General features: G+C 66.8%; 14 protein-coding genes and 1 riboswitch. Of the genes, 6 read left to right on the forward strand and 8 right to left on the reverse strand.

Annotated elements, in window-relative coordinates; all coding sequences use genetic code 11:
- Window positions 1-12: 12 nt before the first annotated feature.
- The 3 genes from A7G45_RS14000 to A7G45_RS14010 form a co-directional block, all read right to left on the reverse strand.
- Entirely contained in the window at window positions 13-819 is an 807-nt protein-coding gene (locus A7G45_RS14000; protein ID WP_260937733.1) for a CbbQ/NirQ/NorQ/GpvN family protein, read from the reverse strand.
- Window positions 816-2339, reverse strand: a complete 1524-nt coding sequence (locus A7G45_RS14005) for a nitric oxide reductase activation protein NorD (protein WP_260937734.1) — start codon at window positions 2337-2339, stop codon at window positions 816-818. The genes A7G45_RS14000 and A7G45_RS14005 overlap by 4 nt, the downstream gene beginning before the upstream one ends.
- A 130-nt stretch (window positions 2340-2469) precedes the next feature.
- Entirely contained in the window at window positions 2470-3078 is a 609-nt protein-coding gene (locus tag A7G45_RS14010; RefSeq protein ID WP_260937735.1) for a TetR/AcrR family transcriptional regulator, read from the reverse strand.
- Between the two features lie 121 nt (window positions 3079-3199).
- Between A7G45_RS14010 and A7G45_RS14015 the strand changes: the two genes are divergently transcribed.
- Window positions 3200-3847 carry a TetR/AcrR family transcriptional regulator gene (locus A7G45_RS14015; protein WP_260937736.1) on the forward strand — a complete coding sequence of 216 codons (648 nt, stop codon included), beginning with the start codon at window positions 3200-3202 and terminating at the stop codon, window positions 3845-3847.
- Window positions 3837-5363, forward strand: a complete 1527-nt coding sequence (locus tag A7G45_RS14020) for an FAD-dependent monooxygenase (RefSeq protein ID WP_260937738.1) — start codon at window positions 3837-3839, stop codon at window positions 5361-5363. The genes A7G45_RS14015 and A7G45_RS14020 overlap by 11 nt, the downstream gene beginning before the upstream one ends.
- Here the strand turns inward: A7G45_RS14020 and A7G45_RS14025 are convergent.
- A complete protein-coding gene (locus A7G45_RS14025) occupies window positions 5353-5772 on the reverse strand; it encodes a nuclear transport factor 2 family protein (RefSeq protein ID WP_043986656.1) in 420 nt (139 codons plus the stop codon). The genes A7G45_RS14020 and A7G45_RS14025 overlap by 11 nt on opposite strands.
- Window positions 5773-5854: 82 nt before the next feature.
- Between A7G45_RS14025 and A7G45_RS14030 the strand changes: the two genes are divergently transcribed.
- Window positions 5855-6364, forward strand: coding sequence for a winged helix-turn-helix transcriptional regulator (locus A7G45_RS14030; RefSeq protein WP_260937740.1), 510 nt, complete (start codon window positions 5855-5857; stop codon window positions 6362-6364).
- Here the strand turns inward: A7G45_RS14030 and A7G45_RS14035 are convergent.
- Genes A7G45_RS14035 through A7G45_RS14045 form a run of 3 tightly spaced genes read right to left on the reverse strand, consistent with a single transcriptional unit; the run spans window position 6361 to window position 9547 of the window.
- On the reverse strand, window positions 6361-7077 hold the full coding sequence (locus A7G45_RS14035; protein ID WP_260937742.1) for a class I SAM-dependent methyltransferase: 717 nt from the start codon (window positions 7075-7077) through the stop codon (window positions 6361-6363). The genes A7G45_RS14030 and A7G45_RS14035 overlap by 4 nt on opposite strands.
- Window positions 7074-8192: a homoserine O-acetyltransferase MetX gene (gene metX / locus A7G45_RS14040; protein ID WP_377042017.1), complete on the reverse strand. Its 1119-nt coding sequence runs from the start codon at window positions 8190-8192 to the stop codon at window positions 7074-7076. Before metX ends, A7G45_RS14035 begins: the two co-directional genes overlap by 4 nt.
- 17 nt (window positions 8193-8209) lie before the next feature.
- Window positions 8210-9547, reverse strand: coding sequence for a bifunctional o-acetylhomoserine/o-acetylserine sulfhydrylase (locus A7G45_RS14045; RefSeq protein WP_260937745.1), 1338 nt, complete (start codon window positions 9545-9547; stop codon window positions 8210-8212).
- Window positions 9548-9666: 119 nt separating this feature from the next.
- Window positions 9667-9787: riboswitch (SAM riboswitch) on the reverse strand.
- A 262-nt stretch (window positions 9788-10049) separates the two neighbouring features.
- Here A7G45_RS14045 and A7G45_RS14050 point away from each other — a divergent pair.
- The 3 genes from A7G45_RS14050 to A7G45_RS14060 all read left to right on the forward strand — a co-directional run bounded on the left by A7G45_RS14050 (window position 10050) and on the right by A7G45_RS14060 (window position 16539).
- Window positions 10050-12287 carry an NADP-dependent isocitrate dehydrogenase gene (locus tag A7G45_RS14050; RefSeq protein ID WP_260937746.1) on the forward strand — a complete coding sequence of 746 codons (2238 nt, stop codon included), beginning with the start codon at window positions 10050-10052 and terminating at the stop codon, window positions 12285-12287.
- Between the two features lie 78 nt (window positions 12288-12365).
- Window positions 12366-13169 carry an exodeoxyribonuclease III gene (locus tag A7G45_RS14055; protein WP_260937749.1) on the forward strand — a complete coding sequence of 268 codons (804 nt, stop codon included), beginning with the start codon at window positions 12366-12368 and terminating at the stop codon, window positions 13167-13169.
- 112 nt (window positions 13170-13281) lie between these two features.
- Window positions 13282-16539 (forward strand): LuxR C-terminal-related transcriptional regulator, encoded by a 3258-nt coding sequence (locus A7G45_RS14060; protein WP_260938186.1) that lies wholly within the window; start codon window positions 13282-13284, stop codon window positions 16537-16539.
- 133 nt (window positions 16540-16672) lie between these two features.
- On the opposite strand, the gene A7G45_RS14065 is transcribed toward A7G45_RS14060, so the two are convergent.
- Entirely contained in the window at window positions 16673-17272 is a 600-nt protein-coding gene (locus A7G45_RS14065) for a TIGR03086 family metal-binding protein (RefSeq protein WP_260937751.1), read from the reverse strand.
- Window positions 17273-17287 lie beyond the last annotated feature (15 nt).

The following is a 17287-nucleotide window of genomic DNA, read 5'->3' on the forward strand; positions in this document are numbered from 1 at the left end:
GGATGTTCGTGATCAACGGATGCCCGCCGGTTGCAGGCACGCCGCGGCGATCTCACGCAGACCATCCCCGATGGCGCCGTCGCTGCTCAGCGGCGCCAGTACGGCGGCTTCGGCAGCCGACATCTCGTCGGCTCCCGCGGCGATCAGATGCGCTGCGGTGACCAGCACGCGCGTGGACGGCGGCTCGAAGTGGAAAGCGTCGTCGGCCTGACGAATACTGTTGGCGCACTGCACGAGCCGCTCTGCGGCACCGATGTCGATGCCGGTTTCTCCGACCAGGACCTCGGCCTCGCGTTCGGGTGCCAGATAGTTCATCGCGATGGTGACGAACCGCTGCCGGAACGACGGCTTGAGGTCCTTGAGCGAATGCCGGTAGGCCGGGTTGTACGAACAGACCAGCAGGAACGAATCGGGCGCCGGCACCACCTCGCCGGCCCGGTCCAGATACAGGGTCCGCCGATGATCGGTGAGCGAGTGCAGAATCGCCAATGAATCGTGGCGCGCCTCCACCACCTCGTCGAGATAGCAGATGGCGCCGTCTTTCACGGCGCGGGTCAACGGGCCGTCGGTCCAGATCACATCGCCGCCGGCGACGACGAACCGGCCGACCAGGTCCGAACTCGTCAGATCGTCATGACAGCTGATGGTCACCACGGGACGCCCCAACAGGTTGCCCATGTGCTCGACGAAGCGCGTTTTGCCGCAGCCTGTCGGCCCGGTGAGCATGACCGGCAGCCGTCGCTGATACGCCTGGCGGAACGTGGTCACCTCGTTGCCGGCCGGCAGATACGGCGAATCGGTGGCGGCCCAATTCCTCATGCGGAAACCAACTCTCGGTGCACGTGCGCCAGGACGCGGGGGAGTTCCTCGATATGGCGGATCCGCCGGGACCGTCGGGAGCCGAACACCTCGGGTAGTGGATCCACCCGGACCGGTCCCAGGCCCAGGTAATAGACGCCGACGCCCGCCTCGTCGGCCTCACCGACCGCATGCGCGACGTCGGCCCACGCGTACCGGCCTTCGTAGCCCTCATCGGAGATGAGGCCGTCGCCGATCACGATGAGCAGGCGACGCCCCGCGGGCTGGGTCAGCAGGCGGCTGGTCAGATGCCGGATCGGTGCGCCGAGCCGCGTATAGCCGCCGGTCACCAGACCGGACTTGCTGGGCAACGCAAAGTGGTTGTCGCTGAAGTCTTTCAGGCACCGAACCTCGACGCGGTGACGAGTGTTGCCGCTGAAGACGAAGATGCCGTGGCGCTCCCGCGAGACTGTCATGGCCCGGGAAAGTGCGTCGGCGCAGGCCAATTCGAGGTCGAACACCCGGCCCTGATGGACACCCAACGACGAGCTGCCGTCCATCAGCACCGCGGTGACGGTGTCGCGCGCACTCGGCAGCAAGGCGCGGAACACCTTCGGCTCCTGCGGCGAACCCGCGCGCGCGTCCGCATAGGCCGCGACGTAGGCGTCGACGTCCAGATCGCTGCCGTCCTCGAGCCGGTTGGTCATCGTGCGGTGGGTTGGTTCGTCGAACCAGCGCCGGATGTCCGGTGCCGCACCGCCGCGCCGCTCGTGCCGGGTCTGCCGGCGTTCCAGGACCGCGACGTGATCGGGCAGGAACGCCCCACGCCACGAATTCCATTCGGGGTAGGGGATTCCGGCGCGTTGGTCGGGCCGGACGTCCAGGTCGTCGTCCTCGGGCCGGCTGGCCGGTGGCAGGTTGGCGTTGCGCACCCCACCTTCGCCGCCGACCGGGATCGACATCAGGCGTTGGGCGTCCGAGCGTGACGACGTCCACGGCATGCGCCCAAGCGTCCGCCGGACCGCGCTTGCCAGCGTCCGGGTGGCGGCCGTGCTGACCGGTGGTGCACCCAGCACCGGGTACTCCGCCAACTGGGCCCCGGACCGTGCCAATGTGTCTGTTCGACTGAAGATTTCGCTCGCATCGAGATCCGGGTCGGCCGGTTCCAGCCCAGGCATCGTCCGGCGCGCTTCCGGGAGCAGGCCGGGCCACCGGCCTGCGACCCAGCCCAGCGCGACCCCGCCCTCGACCAGTCTGAGCGCACCGAGTTCCCGCACGGACAACCGGTGCAGCGGATACTGCGCGATCCGGTCTTTCGACGGCGCGCACTGCAGGGCGATGCCGCAGCTATAGGTCCGCAACGACCAGTCGACCGCGGGCGCCGGGTACGGGACGTGGACGACGGTCCGGCTGGCACTGAGCCCGAAGCGGCGCTGCTCGCCGGAGATCAGCCGCACCCCGGTCCGTCGTCGCTCGGACAGCGCGACCGCGGTCACCGCGCAGGCCCGCTCGAGCTCGGCGGCGGTAATCGACTGGGACACTTGAGGACCGGGATTCTCAGAAGGTCCCGATGTTGGAGAACATCCAGTACCAGAACGCGATGAGGGCGGCCATGGCACCCCACGCGATGGCGAGCCGGGCGATTTCCTGCCACATGGATGTCTCCTCCGGTTAGCGGGCTGCGATACCTCGCAGCGCGGTGTGGACGAAGTTGTCCAGCAGCGCGGTGCGGATCTGGTCCGCTCCGCGACTTGTGGTGAGCAGGGCGTAGAGGCTGAGCAGGAAGTAGACCGCGCTGTGGAATGGGTCGACGTCCGCGTCGGCTTCGCCGGCCTGGCGTGCCCGCTCGATCTCCTGGACCACCAGCACAATCACCCGGTGGTCGGTCCATTCGTCGTCCAGCGGGCGGTTCGACGAGAAGTGCAGGGCCAGCACGTCTTTGAAGAGCAGCCGGCCGAGCCGCTGTTCCACGGCCACGATGACCCGGACCACCTCGTTGAGCGCCGCTTCGAGGGTGTGTGGGGTCTGCAGGAACTTGGCGAGCTCGTTACCGGCGGATTCCTCGGCTTGGCGCTCGAGTTCGAACAGCACGTGTTCTTTCGTGGGGAAGTGGAAGTAGAACGTGCCGTGTGCGACGCCGGCCGCTCTGATGATGGCGCCGACATCGGCATCTGCCATGCCCGCGCGCTTGAATTCGTTGATCGCGGCGTCGAGCACACGCTGACGGGTTTCCAGCCGTTTGGCTTCTCGCAGCGACGGTTTGGCGGTGGCGCGGGTCATGGTGGCTCAAGTTGTACTCGTTTTACTGACCATAGTCAATGACTTGAGTCAGTCACATTCACAGGAAATTGCCCGCTGGGCAAACTTGCCCGACATGCAAAATTGTCCGTATGGTGGTGCCATGACCGAATCAGCCGAAACTGGTCTGCGCGAACGAAAGAAGCTCGACACGCGCCGAGCACTCAGTGACGCGGCGCTGCAGCTGGCGTTCGACCGCGGCGGGCTGGACGCCGTCACTCGTGAGGAAATCGCGGCGCTGGCGGGGGTGTCCTTGCGGACCTTCAACAACTACTTCACCGGCAAGTACGAGGCGCTGGCCTACCGCATCGCCGAGCGGATGCGGCGCAGTGTCGCGGCGTTCCGGTCGCGGCCGGCCGATGAACCGCTGTGGACGTCGATCATCGAGGCCGTGACGGGCACGCTCGAAGCGGACATGGTCGACATCACGGGTGCCGATCTGGTCCCGGACCGCCGAGAACTGGTCGAAGTGCGAAAACTGATGATGCGAACCGAGGTTCGTAACGCGGTGCCACACGACCTCTTCGAAGACTGGGTGGCGGCCATCGCCGAGCGAACCAGCCTCGGCCCTGACGACATGTACCCGCGTCTGGTGGTGGCCGTCGTCCGCGCCATCGGGGACACCGCGATGGAGGCGTACGCGAACGCCGACCCGCCGGTCGCCATCACCCACCTGATGCGCGCGGGTTTCGATGCCGTCATCGCGGGACTGCCCGAACCGAACAGCATAAGGAGTGACCATGCCCGCTGACGTTTTGATCTCCGGCGCCGGACCCAACGGCCTGATGATGGCCTGCGAGCTCGCCCTCGCCGGCGTCAAACCGGTCATCCTTGACGCGCTGCCCGGGCCCGGCGACGAACCCAAGGCCAACGGCCTTGTCGGACAGGTGATCCGGCAGCTCGACATGCGTGGCCTCTATCAGGCATTCACGGGCGATCCCAACGCACCGCAGCCCGCCTACGGCTGGATGTTCTCCGGCCTGCCGCTGAATTTTGTTGGCGTCGAGAGTAATCCGATGCGTGCCGTGCTGATGAATCAGCCCCGGTTGGTCCAGTTGCTGTACGAGCGGGCCCAGACTCTCGGGGTCGAGGTGCGGTGGGGACACGCCGTGACCGCGCTGTCCGCCGGGCCAGACGGTGTCACCGTCGATGTGGCCGCGCCCGACGGCGCCTATGTGCTGCAAGCGGATTGGCTGGTGGGTGCCGACGGTGGCCGCAGCACCGTCCGCAAGCAGTCGGGTATCGGCTTTCCCGGACACACGTCGCCGACGGTGGCCCGGTTGGCGCACGTGCGCATCGCCGACGAGTTCCGCACCCCCGACGGCGAGTTCGATGTGCCTGGATTCGGGCGGATTCCATTCGGGCATAACCGTTATGACACCGGTATGGTGATCTTCTTCGAGGCGCACGGAGATCCGCCGATGCTGGGCACTCTCGAGTTCGGTTCACTGCCCGAGGGTGCGCCGGGGGAGTTGACGTATGACGAACTCCAGCAGAGCCTGCGCCGAGTGCTCGGGGTCGACGTGCCGTTCGAAGTGCCGACCGGACCCGGTCCGTTCGCGATGCGCCGTATCGACGGCCAGAATACCCGGCAGGCCGACGCCTACCGGTCCGGCCGCATTCTGCTGATCGGTGATGCCGCACACGTGCATTCGGCGATGGGTGGTCCGGGGTTGAACCTCGGTCTGCAGGACACCTTGAATCTGGGCTGGAAGCTGGCTGCTGTCATCAATGGCTGGGCACCTGCGGAATTACTCGACACCTATGAATCCGAGCGCTATCCGGTCGGCGAGCGCGTCATGATGCATTCGCTGGCCCAGATCGCGCTCACCGCGCCCGGACCCGAGGTGCGCGCCTTGCGCACACTTCTGGGTGAACTTTTCGAGCTGCCCGATACGGCCGCCCATATGGCCGGACTACTGGCAGGCGCGGACGTTCGCTACGACATGGGTGGCACCCCACACCGGCTGACTGGGTTGATGGTCCCGGACGAGATACTGGACGACGGTCGCCGGCTGACCGATCTGCTGCACGGTGGCCGGGGCGTGATGCTCGACCTGTCCGGTGGTGCGGTGGCCGCAGTCGCCGCACCGTGGGACCGCCGCGTCGACATGGTGGTCGCCGCCCTGGCCGACGGGCCCGCCGCGATGCTGATCCGGCCCGATGGCTATGTCGCTTGGGCCGCAGACGCTTTCGCCGCGGCGGATGCCGAGGACCTACGTGCGGCCCTGGAGCGGTGGTTCGGTCCGGCTGAGATCAGCGCCTGAGCGCGCGGCGTGCGACGCCGGGACGGGCGGCGAGTTTGGGGCCGAGTAGCAAGGCGAAGACCGTCACCGCGAGCCACGGCCGCAGATGCGGGCGCAGCCGCCGGATCAGTCCGGCATCGTCGAGTTCGAACACCAGGGCGTCGGTGATGGTGAGGCCCGCGATGCGCCCGCGGCTCACCGCAACGCGGGTGGGTCCGTCGCCGATGACGTTCTCCCACTCCAGGTCTCGCATGCCGGAGTAGACCGCGGTCAGCAGAACTCGGAGATCGTCCCGGCCGCGGAACACCATGCGTCCCGACAACGGGGAGATGAGCTCGGCGTCGGGAGCCAGCGCGGCGATGAACCGGTCTACATCTCCGGTGCGCGTGGCCGCGCAGAACGTCGCGACCGAATCTGTGCTTGTCGTCATCAGAACCCCCCGTGGGTCGCTTGTTATTTGCAACCTACCTAAACAGAGTCCATTGCAGAAAGCAATGGACTAGGCTCGTGCAATGTCCAAACAGTCCTTCGGTGACATCTCCTGCTCGATCGCGCGGGCGCTCGACGTGGTGGGGCAACGGTGGACTGCCCTGGTACTGCGGGACTTGTTCGCGGGCATGGCTCGGTTCGAGGATATCCGCCGTGATCTCGGCATTGCCTCGAACGTCCTGGCCGCTCGCCTCGATGACCTGGAGCGGCACGCGATCGTGGAGCGGCGCCAATACCAGAGCGCGCCACCGCGTTTCGAATACGTGCTCACCGACAAGGGGCGGGACCTCTATCCGGTGATCGTGACCCTGCTCGCCTGGGGTGACAAATGGGCAGCGGGGGACGACGGACCCCCGGCGCTACTGGTGCACGACGAATGCGGCTGTGTCACAACGGCAAAGGCGGTGTGTGCCGAATGCGGTGGGGAACTCGAGGCACAGTCGACGACCGCGGTGCCCGGCCCTGGTGCACGCGTCGGCCCGGGGACCGCGGTCATCGGAGGCTTCCTGGCTCCCGGCGAACCGGGCGCCTAGGCCAGCGTCGCCCGCACACAGTGGGTGACGTACGGCAGCGCCAGTCCGGTGCTGCTGGCCAGCGCCGGATGCGTGTTCAGCAACTCACGCACCTCGCCCAACACCTTCCGGCGCACGTCGGCGGGTGAGGTGATGCAGTAGCTCCGGGACGCGACGAGGTCCAGAAGCGCTTGCGGCGTAAGGTAACTCGTCCACTCGAACCGGTGGGTCTCGATGTCGGTGAAGCCGCCGCACAGCGAATCCGCGGACGGGTCGTGTTCGCAGCCGATGATGCGGTTCAGCTCTTTGACCCAGCCCAGCCGCTCGTCGCGGATGTTCCAGATCAGACCCAACCGGCCGCCCGGTCGCAGCACCCGAGCGACTTCCGCCGCGGCCCGCTCCGGGTCGAACCAGTGCCAGGCCTGCGCCACGAGCACCGCGTCAACACTGTTGTCCGGCAACGGGATTTCCTCGGCCGTACCGAGCAGGGCCGGCACCGACGGCAGCGACCCGCTGAGTACCTCGAGCATCTCGGGGATGGGGTCGACGGCGGTGACCGTCAGGCCGCGTTCGGCCAGCCGGACGGTCAGTTTGCCGGTACCGGCGCCGAGGTCGAGAACGTCGACGGCGCCGGTCGGCAGCAGCCAGTTGATTGACTCCGGCGGATACGACGGGCGTCCCCGTTCGTAGGCAGCAGCCTGCTCCCCGAAGGACAGCGAGCGTTCGCCCGTCACTGGGAGGCCAAGTCGAGCGTCTGGCGGATCAACAGGCCCACCTTGTCGGTCTCGACCAGGAAACCGTCGTGGCCGTAGTCGGATTCGATGACCTCGAGACCCGGACAACCCGGCAGCAGCGTGGCCAGTTCCTCTTGCAGCCGAATGGGATACAGCCGGTCGGAGGTGATGCCCCCGACGATGACCGGCACCGGGCACTTGGACAAGGCCGCCGCGACGCCACCCCGACCACGCCCGACGTCGTGACTGCTCAGCGCATCCGTCAGCGCCACATACGTGCCCGCATCGAACCGCGCGGCCAGCTTGCGACCCTGGTACTCCAGGTAGCTCTCGACCGCGTAAAGCCCGTCGGCGGAACTGTTTTCATGATTCTGCGCAGTGTTGCGGAACCGGTCGTCGAGTTCCTTCTCGCCGCGATAGGTCAGGTGCGCGAACCGGCGGGCGATCTGGATGCCGTCGTCGGGGGTGTGGCCCGTCAGGTAGTAGTCGCCGCCGGCCCAGTTCGGGTCGGATTTGATGGCCGCGACCTGTGCGCACTGGGTGCCGATCTGGTCGGCGGTGGCCCGGGCGCCGACTGCCAGCACCAGGCCGGCCCGCACTGTATCGGGATGTCCCACAAGCCATTCCAGCGCCCGTGCGCCGCCCATCGAGCCGCCTACGACTGCGGCCACCTGCGTGATGCCGAGGGCCGCCAGGGCGGCCAGGTCGGCGTTCACCTGATCGCGCACCGTGATGGCGGGAAACCTGGAGCCCCAGGGCTTTCCGTCGGGCGCGAGCGAGCTGGGGCCCGTCGACCCGCGGCAGCCGCCGAGCACGTTGGTGGCGACGGCGCACCAGCGGTCGGTGTCGATCGGGGCACCCGGGCCTGCGACGCCGTCCCACCAGCCGCCGGTCGGATGGTCGGGCCCGGCCGGACCGGTGACGTGCGAGTCGCCGGTCAGCGCGTGCAGCACCATCACCACGTTGTCGGCGGCGGGGGACAGCTCGCCCCAGCGCTGCACCGCGATGGACACGTCGGGCAGCACGATGCCGCTCTCCAGCGTCAGCGAGCCGATGTTGACCACACCGGTCTCGCCTTCGGCAGGCAGCAGCGGCGCTGCGGAAATGTCAGACACGGGCACGTCGATAATCGTCACACCAAGGCCGCCTTTCGGTCGGCACCCCCCACCGAACCGGCGGCAGCAAATCCCTGCTCCAGGTCGGCGAGGATGTCTTCGATGCCCTCGATGCCGACAGCCAGGCGCACCAGGCCCGGGGTGACTCCGGAGGCCAGCTGCTCCTCGGCGGTCAGCTGCTGGTGCGTCGTCGACGCCGGGTGGATGACCAGCGACCGGACGTCACCGATGTTCGCCACGTGGCTGTGCAGCGTCAGCGCGTTCACGAACGCCTTGCCTGCCTCGATGCCTCCGGTCAGTTCGAATGACAGCACCGCACCGGTGCCCTTGGGGGCCAGCTTGCGACCCAGCTCGTACCAGGGGGAGGACGGCAGGCCGGCGTAGTTCACCGAGAGGACGTCGGGGCGGCCGTCGAGGTACTCGGCGACCTTCTGCGCGTTGGACACATGGCGTTCAACGCGCAGCGACAGCGTTTCCAATCCCTGCGCGATGAGGAAGGCGTTGAAGGGTGCCAGGGCACTGCCCAAATCGCGCAGCAGCTGCACCCGCGCCTTGAGCGCGTAGGCCGGCGCGCCGAGGTCGGCGAACACCACGCCGTGGTAGCTCGGGTCGGGCTCGGTGAAGCCGGGGAACTTGCCGTTGGTCCAGTCGAAGGTGCCACCGTCGACGATGACGCCGGCGATCGCCGAGCCATGTCCGCCCAGGTACTTGGTGGCCGAGTGGACGACGATGTCGGCGCCGTGGGCCAGCGGCTGGATCAGGTACGGGGTGGCGACGGTGTTGTCGACGATCAGCGGCACGCCGTTGTCGTGCGCGACGCCCGAGACGCCGGGGATGTCCAGGATGTCGATCTTCGGGTTGGAGATGGTCTCGGCGAAGAAGGCCTTGGTGTTCGGCTGCACCGCGGCGCGCCACGAGTCCAGATCGTCGGGGTCGGCCACGAAGCTGACCTCGACGCCGAGCTTCGGCAGCGTGTAGTGCAGCAGGTTGTACGTGCCGCCGTACAGCCGCGGCGAGGCCACGATGTGGTCGCCGGTGCCGGCGATGTTCAGGATCGCGAAGGTCGCGGCGGCCTGCCCGGACGACAGGAACAGCGCGGCCACGCCGCCTTCGAGCGCGGCGACGCGCTGCTCGACCACGTCGGTGGTCGGGTTCATGATGCGGGTGTAGATGTTGCCCGGCTCGGCCAACCCGAACAGCGCGGCGGCATGGTCGGTGTCGCGGAACGTGTACGACGTCGTCTGGTAGATCGGCAACGCACGGGCATTGGTAGCGCTATCGGGGCTCTGACCTGCGTGGATCTGCTTCGTCTCGAAGCTCCAGCTTGCGGTGGGGTCGATGGCCTCAGTGGTCATGTTAGGGGTGTCTCCTGTGAGTTTTTAGGTACGACGAATGGGTTCGCGGACTCTGCGAATCACGGACAGCGACACATAGAATGCCTCCACTCACCCAGTCATCCGGGTCCGTGGTGGCGGACCCGCGCTTGCCTCGCAGCCGGTATGCGGCTGCTCAACCTGGTCGTCTCCCGGGGCACCCCACCGCGGATGGAGGGTTGCCGGCCAGCAAGCCGGGGCTTGACGCTGGCACTCATGACCGGTTTCGAGGGTATCGCAAGTGGCTCGGCAACTGCTAGCTGGTGCCGTCCGATGGGCGGGAGACGGCGTGCCGCTGCCGGTCCGGTTCGCGCAGCCTGTCCGTATCGATCCAGTTCTGTGTGTGTGTCTGACCGGACCACCGGAAGCTTGCCTCGCCGGTCACGGTAACTTCGTAGCCGTCGTGCCAACGCGTAGTCATGTGCAGACGCCGGACTCGACATAGATTTTCGTACGTACCGTCCGTGACGCCGGGAGAGTGACCATGAGTGGCGAGAAACCATCCATCATCTACACATTGACCGACGAGGCGCCGCTGCTCGCGACGTACGCCTTCCTGCCGGTCGTGCGCACCTTCGCCGGTGCCGCCGGCATCGATGTCCAGACCAGTGATATCTCGGTGGCGGCCCGCATCCTCGCCGAGTTCAGCGACTACCTGACCGACGAGCAGAAGGTCCCCGACAACCTGGGCGAGCTGGGCCGGCTGACGCAGTCCCCGGATACCAACATCATCAAGCTGCCCAACATCAGCGCGTCGGTGCCGCAGCTCATCGCGGCGATCAAGGAGCTGAAGGAGAAGGGCTACAACCTGCCCGACTACCCGGGCGACCCGAAGACCGACGAAGAGAAGGCGATCAAGGATCGCTACGGCAAGTGTCTCGGTAGCGCGGTGAACCCGGTACTGCGCGAAGGCAACTCGGACCGTCGCGCGCCGAAGGCCGTCAAGGAGTACGCCCGCAAGCACCCGCACAGCATGGGTAAGTGGTCGCAGGCCTCCCGCACGCACGTCGCCACCATGAAGACCGGCGACTTCTACCACGGCGAGCAGTCCATGACGCTGGACAAGGCCCGCAACGTCAAGATGGTCCTGAAGACCAAGGCGGGCAAGACGATTGAGCTCAAGCCGCTCGTCAAGCTCGACGCCGGCGACATCATCGACTCGATGTACATGAGCAAGAAGGCGCTCATCGACTTCTACGAGGAGCAGATGGAGGACGCCTACAAGACGGGCGTCATGTTCTCCCTGCACGTCAAGGCGACCATGATGAAGGTCAGCCACCCGATCGTGTTCGGTCACGCCGTGCGCATCTTCTACAAGGACGCCTTCGCCAAGCACCAGAAGTTGTTCGACGAGCTGGGCGTCAACGTCAACAACGGGCTCTCGGACCTGTACGACAAGATTTCGACGCTGCCCAAGTCGCTGCACGACGAGATCGTCGACGACCTGCACAAGTGCCACGAGCACCGTCCTGAGCTCGCGATGGTCGACTCGGCCCGCGGCATCACGAACTTCCACTCGCCGTCCGACGTCATCGTCGACGCCTCGATGCCGGCCATGATCCGGCTCGGCGGCAAGATGTACGGCGCCGACGGAAAGCTCAAGGACACCAAGGCCGTCAACCCCGAGTCGACGTTCTCCCGGATGTACCAGGAGATCATCAACTTCTGTAAGACCCACGGCCAGTTCGACCCGACGACCATGGGCACCGTCCCCAACGTCGGCCTCATGGCGCAGAAGGCCGAGGAGTACGGCAGCCACGACAAGACCTTCGAGATTCCGGAGGACGGCGTCGCCAATATCGTCGACGTCGACAGTGGTGAGGTCCTGCTGACCACGGCCGTCGAGGGAGGCGACATCTGGCGCATGCCCGTCGTCAAGGACGCACCGATCCGCGACTGGGTGAAGCTGGCCGTCACTCGGGCCCGGCTCTCCGGCATGCCGGTGGTGTTCTGGCTGGACCAGGAGCGCCCGCACGAGAACGAACTGCGCAAGAAGGTCGCGACCTACCTCAAGGACCACGACACCGAAGGCCTCGACATCTCCGTGATGTCGCAGGAACGCGCCATGCGGCACACCATCGAGCGGGCCATGCGCGGTCAGGACACCATCGCCGCCACCGGCAACATCCTGCGCGACTACCTCACCGACCTGTTCCCGATCCTGGAGCTGGGCACCAGCGCCAAGATGCTGTCGATCGTGCCGCTGATGGCCGGCGGCGGGCTGTACGAGACCGGTGCCGGCGGTTCGGCGCCCAAGCACGTGCAGCAGCTGGTCGAGGAGAACCACCTGCGCTGGGACTCGCTGGGCGAGTTCCTGGCCCTGGGTGCCAGCCTCGAAGACCTGGGCAACAAGACCGACGATGCCAAGGCCCTGCTGCTCGCCAAGACGCTCGACAGCGCGACCGGAAAGCTGTTGGACGAGAACAAGAGCCCGTCGCGGCGCACCGGCGAACTGGACAACCGGGGCAGCCAGTTCTACCTGTCCATGTACTGGGCGCAGGAGCTGGCGCGGCAGACCGAGGACGCCGAGCTGGCCGCCAAGTTCGCCCCGCTGGCCAAGACGCTGGCCGAGAACGAAGAGAAGATCGTCGCGGAACTGGCTGCGGCACAAGGCAGCCCGGCCGACATCGGTGGATACTACGCGCCGGACCCGGAGAAGACGGCGGCCGTGATGCGGCCGAGCACCACCTTCAACGCGGCGCTGGACTCCGTTCAGGAGTAGTCGCAAATCGAACGACGTGCACCCGGGGCGCTCTTGCCCCGGGTGCACTGTCGTACCGGGACGTTAGGGTTCTGCATCGTGATCGTCACCACCATCAACGTCAACGGGATCCGTGCTGCGGTCAAGGAACGCTCCGAGGAGAACCTCGGGCTGCTGCCGTGGCTGGCCGAGACCAAGTCCGATGTCATCTGCCTGCAGGAGACCCGGGCCGACGACGTACAGCTCGCGCAGGCCCTGGCGCCGGCGCTGGACGCCGGCTGGCACCTGGCGTCGGCTGAACCGCACGCGAAGGGCCGCAACGGGGTTGCGGTGCTGTCGCGGGCTCCGATCACCGCGGTGCGGGTGGGGCTGACCCCCGACTGTGAGTTCGTCGCGCACGGCCGGTATTTGGAGGCCGACACCGACGGCGCGACGGTCGCCAGCGTCTACGTGCCCACGGGCGAGGCCGAGACCGACAAGCAGGTGGAGAAGGAGCGCTTCATGGTGGCGCTGGCCGCCCGCATGGCCGAGCTGAGCCGCAAGCGTCGCGACGTCGTGATCTGTGGCGACTGGAACATCTGCGCGACGGAGCTGGACCTGAAGGCGTGGAAGGCGAACGTCAAGAAGTCCGGGTTCCTGCCCAGTGAGCGGCAGTGGCTGGCCGACCTGATGGCCGCCGGCTGGACCGACGTGGTGCGTGAGCTGCACCCCGACGTCGCCGGGCCGTACAGCTGGTGGTCCTGGCGCGGCAAGGCTTTCGACAACGACGCCGGGTGGCGCATCGACTACCACCTGGCCAACGCCAAGCTGGCGCCCAAAGCCGTCGCGGCGCGCGTGGAGCGGGCCGAAGCGTATGCGTTGCGCTGGTCCGACCACGCACCGGTGACGGTCGAGTACAGCTGAGCTTTTCTACGCGCTTGCGCTGATGTAATGCGCCCGCCGCGGCGCGATGCTGGCTAGCATGAGCCAGATTGATTCACCTGCGGATATGCCGTGGAACTGGAGCGATCTGGCCGTGAGCGACGTGCTGCCGACAGGAACTGTGACGCTGCTGCTGGCCGACGTCGAGGGCTCGACACGGCTGTGGGAGACCCAACCGGACGAGATGGCCTCCGCGGTGGCGCAGTTCGATCGCCGGATCTCCGACATCATCGCCACCCACGGCGGGGTACGACCTGTCGAGCAGGGTGAGGGTGACAGCTTCGTCGCCGCATTCTCCCGCGCGGGAGACGCGGTGTGCTGCGCCCTGCAGCTTCAGCGGGAATCTGTACCACCGATTCGGCTGCGCATCGGGGTGCACACCGGTGACATTCAGCTGCGCGACGAGGGCAACTACGCGGGCCCAACTATCAATCGGACCGCTCGGCTGCGCGACCTCGCGCACGGTGGCCAGACGGTGTTGTCGGGCACCGCCAGCGACGTGGTCATCGACCGGCTTCCGGCAGACGCGTTCCTGCTTGATCTCGGCACTCATGCGCTGCGGGATCTACCGCGCCCAGAACGGGTGGTGCAGCTGTGCCACCCCGATCTCGACAACGATTTCCCGCCTCTGCGCACGCCCAAAGCCGTTGGTGTAACCAATCTTCCGATTCGGCTCACCAGTTTTGTCGGTCGCGAGAAGGAGCTGGTCGACGTGGCGCGGCTCCTTTTGGACAGCCGCTTGGTGACGCTCACCGGTGCGGGCGGGGCGGGCAAAACCCGGCTGGCCATCGAGGTTGCGGCACGCACCGGGCCGGACCGTCGTGACGGTGTGCACTACGTGGACCTGGCGCCGATCACCGATCCCGATGTCGTGCCCACCGCCGTGGCTCGCGCACTTGGCCTCCCAGACCAGCCGGGGCGCTCCACCGTGGACGCGCTGTTGCGTTTTGGTGGTGACCGGAACCTACTTGTGGTGCTCGACAACTGCGAGCATCTGCTCGACGCGTGCGCTGCGCTGGTCATTGCGATCCTCGGTGCGTGCCCGGGGGTGACGCTGCTGGCCACCAGCCGCGAGCCCATCGGTGTGCCGGGCGAGGTGACGCGACAGGTGCCGTCGCTGTCGCTGGCTGACGAGGCGATCGAATTGTTCACCGATCGCGCACGCCTCGCTCGCCCCGACTTCGGCGTCACCGATGACAACGCCGCCGCGGTGGCGGAGATCTGCCGGCGTCTGGACGGCATGCCGCTGGCAATTGAGCTCGCCGCCGCTCGGGTCCGGGCGTTGTCGCTGACCGAAATTGTTGACAGCCTTCATGATCGCTTCCGGCTGCTGACCGGTGGTGCCCGGACTGCGGTGCGCCGCCAGCAGACACTTCGCGCCTCGGTGGATTGGTCGCATGCGCTGCTGACCGAGCCCGAACGGATTCTGTTCCGCCGACTGGCCGCTTTCCTGGGTGGCTTCGAACTCGATGCCGCGCAAGCCGTAGTAGCCGATGGCGAGCTGGAGCGCTTCCAGGTGCTCGACCAGCTCGCGTTACTCGTCGACAAGTCGCTGGTGGTGGCTGAGTACACCGGCGGCCGGACGCGGTATCGGTTGCTCGAGACCATGCGCCAGTACGCGCTGGAAAAGCTGGGCGAGTCAGGCGAAGCCGCGGCCGTCCGCGCGCGGCACCGCGACCACTACACGGCCATGGCCATGCGGCTCGACACGGCGGACAGGACGACCAACGCCACACGGCTTGACCAGGCCGAAAAGGAGATCGACAACCTGCGGGCGGCGTTTGCGTGGAGTCGCGAACAATCCGAAACCGAGCTGGCATTGGTGCTGGCGTCAGCGCTGCAACGACTTTGGATGGGTCGTGGGCGGCTGCAGGAGGGGATCTCCTGGTTCGACTCCGCCTTCACCGAAGCCGATCGCGACGACGCCGACATCTCGGCAGCCGTGCGAGCGCGTGCGCTGGCCGAGAAGACATTGATCAATGCCTGGATGGGTGAGTGGGGTGTCGAGCAGATCGAGGCCAAACAGGCTCTGGCGCTGGCCCGGAAGGTGGGGGACCAGGCTCTGCTGGCCCGCGCTCTCGCCGTCTGCGCGTACACCAGCGGTTTCATGACAGACACGGCGCGGCCGTACTTCGCCGAGGCGATCGATCTCGTCCGTGCCCTCGGCGATGAGTGGACATTGGGCCAGATCCTCACCTGGCAGGGGCTCGGTGCATTCATCGCGGGAGACCCGATTCTCGCGCGCAATGCAGTCGAAGAAGGACGCGAGGTCGCGGATGCGATCGGAAATCCATTCGATTCGCGGATGTGCCGCTTCTATCTCGGGTGGGTACACCTGTGGCGTAGTGAGCTGACTGAGGCGATCGCGCAGTTCGGCCAGGTGGCGGCCGAGGCCGATGCGTGCGCCGACGTCGTCGTGAAATCAATTGCCCTGGAATGCCAAGTGCAGGCGCTGGCCTACCATGGCGATACCGACGCTGCGTGCACAGTGGGCGCCGAGGCCGTCCGAGTTGCGGTGCAGGCAGGCGGTATCTACCCCGGGGTTGCCCACCTGGCATCGGCCTACGCGGCACTTGCGTCGGGTGACGTAGCCGCGGCTGCCGCTGCCAGTCGGTGCGGCTGGCCGGACCTCAGTGCCCAACCCGACGTCGCGGCGACGTTCATTGCCCCGATGGTCCAGGTGGCTCTGGCGCAGGGCGACCTGTCGACGGCGCTTCGGTTGGCCGATGACGCCGTGGGCAGCACAAACGGCTGGCACAAGATGGTGGCGTTAACGCTGCGGTCACGGGTTGCCTTGGCGCAGAGTCAATTTGGGCAGGCAGTGCGCGATGCTCACGCCGCACTTGTGTGCGGTGTCGAGGTTCAAGCCTACCTGGGCGTGCCTGACGTGATCGACTGCCTGGCGGCACTGGCTGCCGGCTCGGGCAGTCATCGAGAAGCGGTGCGGCTCTACGGGGCAGCGTCAGCCATGCGGCAACGCACGGGCGAGATCCGTTTCCGGATCTACCAAGCCGACTGCGACGCCTCGATTGCGGCGCTGCGTAATGCCTTGGACGAGAGCGATTTTGAATCGATCTGGGACGAGGGCGCCGCGCTGTCGACGGAGGAGGCCATCGCCTACGCACAACGGGGCCGCGGCGAGCGTAAACGCCCGGCGAGCGGCTGGGCCTCGCTGACCCCGACCGAGCTGGACGTCGTGCGGCTCGTCATCGAAGGGCTGTCCAACAAGGACATCGGCACCAGGCTTTTCGTGTCACCCCGCACGGTGCAGACCCACCTCACGCATGTCTACAACAAACTCGGGCTGACGTCGCGCGTGCAACCTGCTCAAGAATCGGTGCGCCACACCTGACCGATCTTCACCGCGTGGGTCTATGGCATATGTGTCGCCGGGAGTTGTCAGCTTCGGCTGACATTGTCAGCCAATGCTGACAGCTTCAGATCGCACATGTCCCAGGGAGAGGCGACACGCCGATGGCGACTGTCTAGGCACTCCACTGCGGGTCGCGGCCCAGGTGGCGCAGGAGTCGATCGAAATCTGTTGCGCTGTCGCCGGTCTGGGCCGGTCCGAACGGTGCGTTGGGCATGTTGCGAAAGTCCCCGTCCGGCACGGCCAGGGTCACGGGCAGGGCCGCGGCGACGACGTCGTCGGGCGGCGTGAACGGGATGCCGAGGCTGACGGCGACGTCCCAACCGTGCACCACGTAGTCGACGAGGTGGAAGCCGATCGCCATCTCGGCCGGCACCGATGTACCCAATTCCGGTAGTGCGAACTGCCTTTCGGGATCGGCAGCGGCGAAAGCGTCCAGAACATCGTGCGCGGCCGAGGCGTATTCGCCGACCAGGTCCTGCGTGTCGCGAACGGAAGCCGGATCCCAGAGGGCGAGATCCTGGCCACCGCCACGAGCGGCGGCTGCGAAGCCGCGGTGCTGGACGGTCATATGAGCGAGCAAGTCGGCCAAATTCCAAGCGGTGCAGGGAGTTGGCCGTCCCAAGTCGGAACTGCCGATGGCGTTGACGACGTCGACCGAAGCGAGGACGGCCGCGCGGTGACTGCTGAGGAGATCGGTGGATAATGTAGGCATGAGCTTATCGTAAGC

It is taken from the genome of Mycolicibacterium llatzerense, from assembly GCF_025331195.1.
GTDB lineage: Bacteria > Actinomycetota > Actinomycetes > Mycobacteriales > Mycobacteriaceae > Mycobacterium > Mycobacterium llatzerense.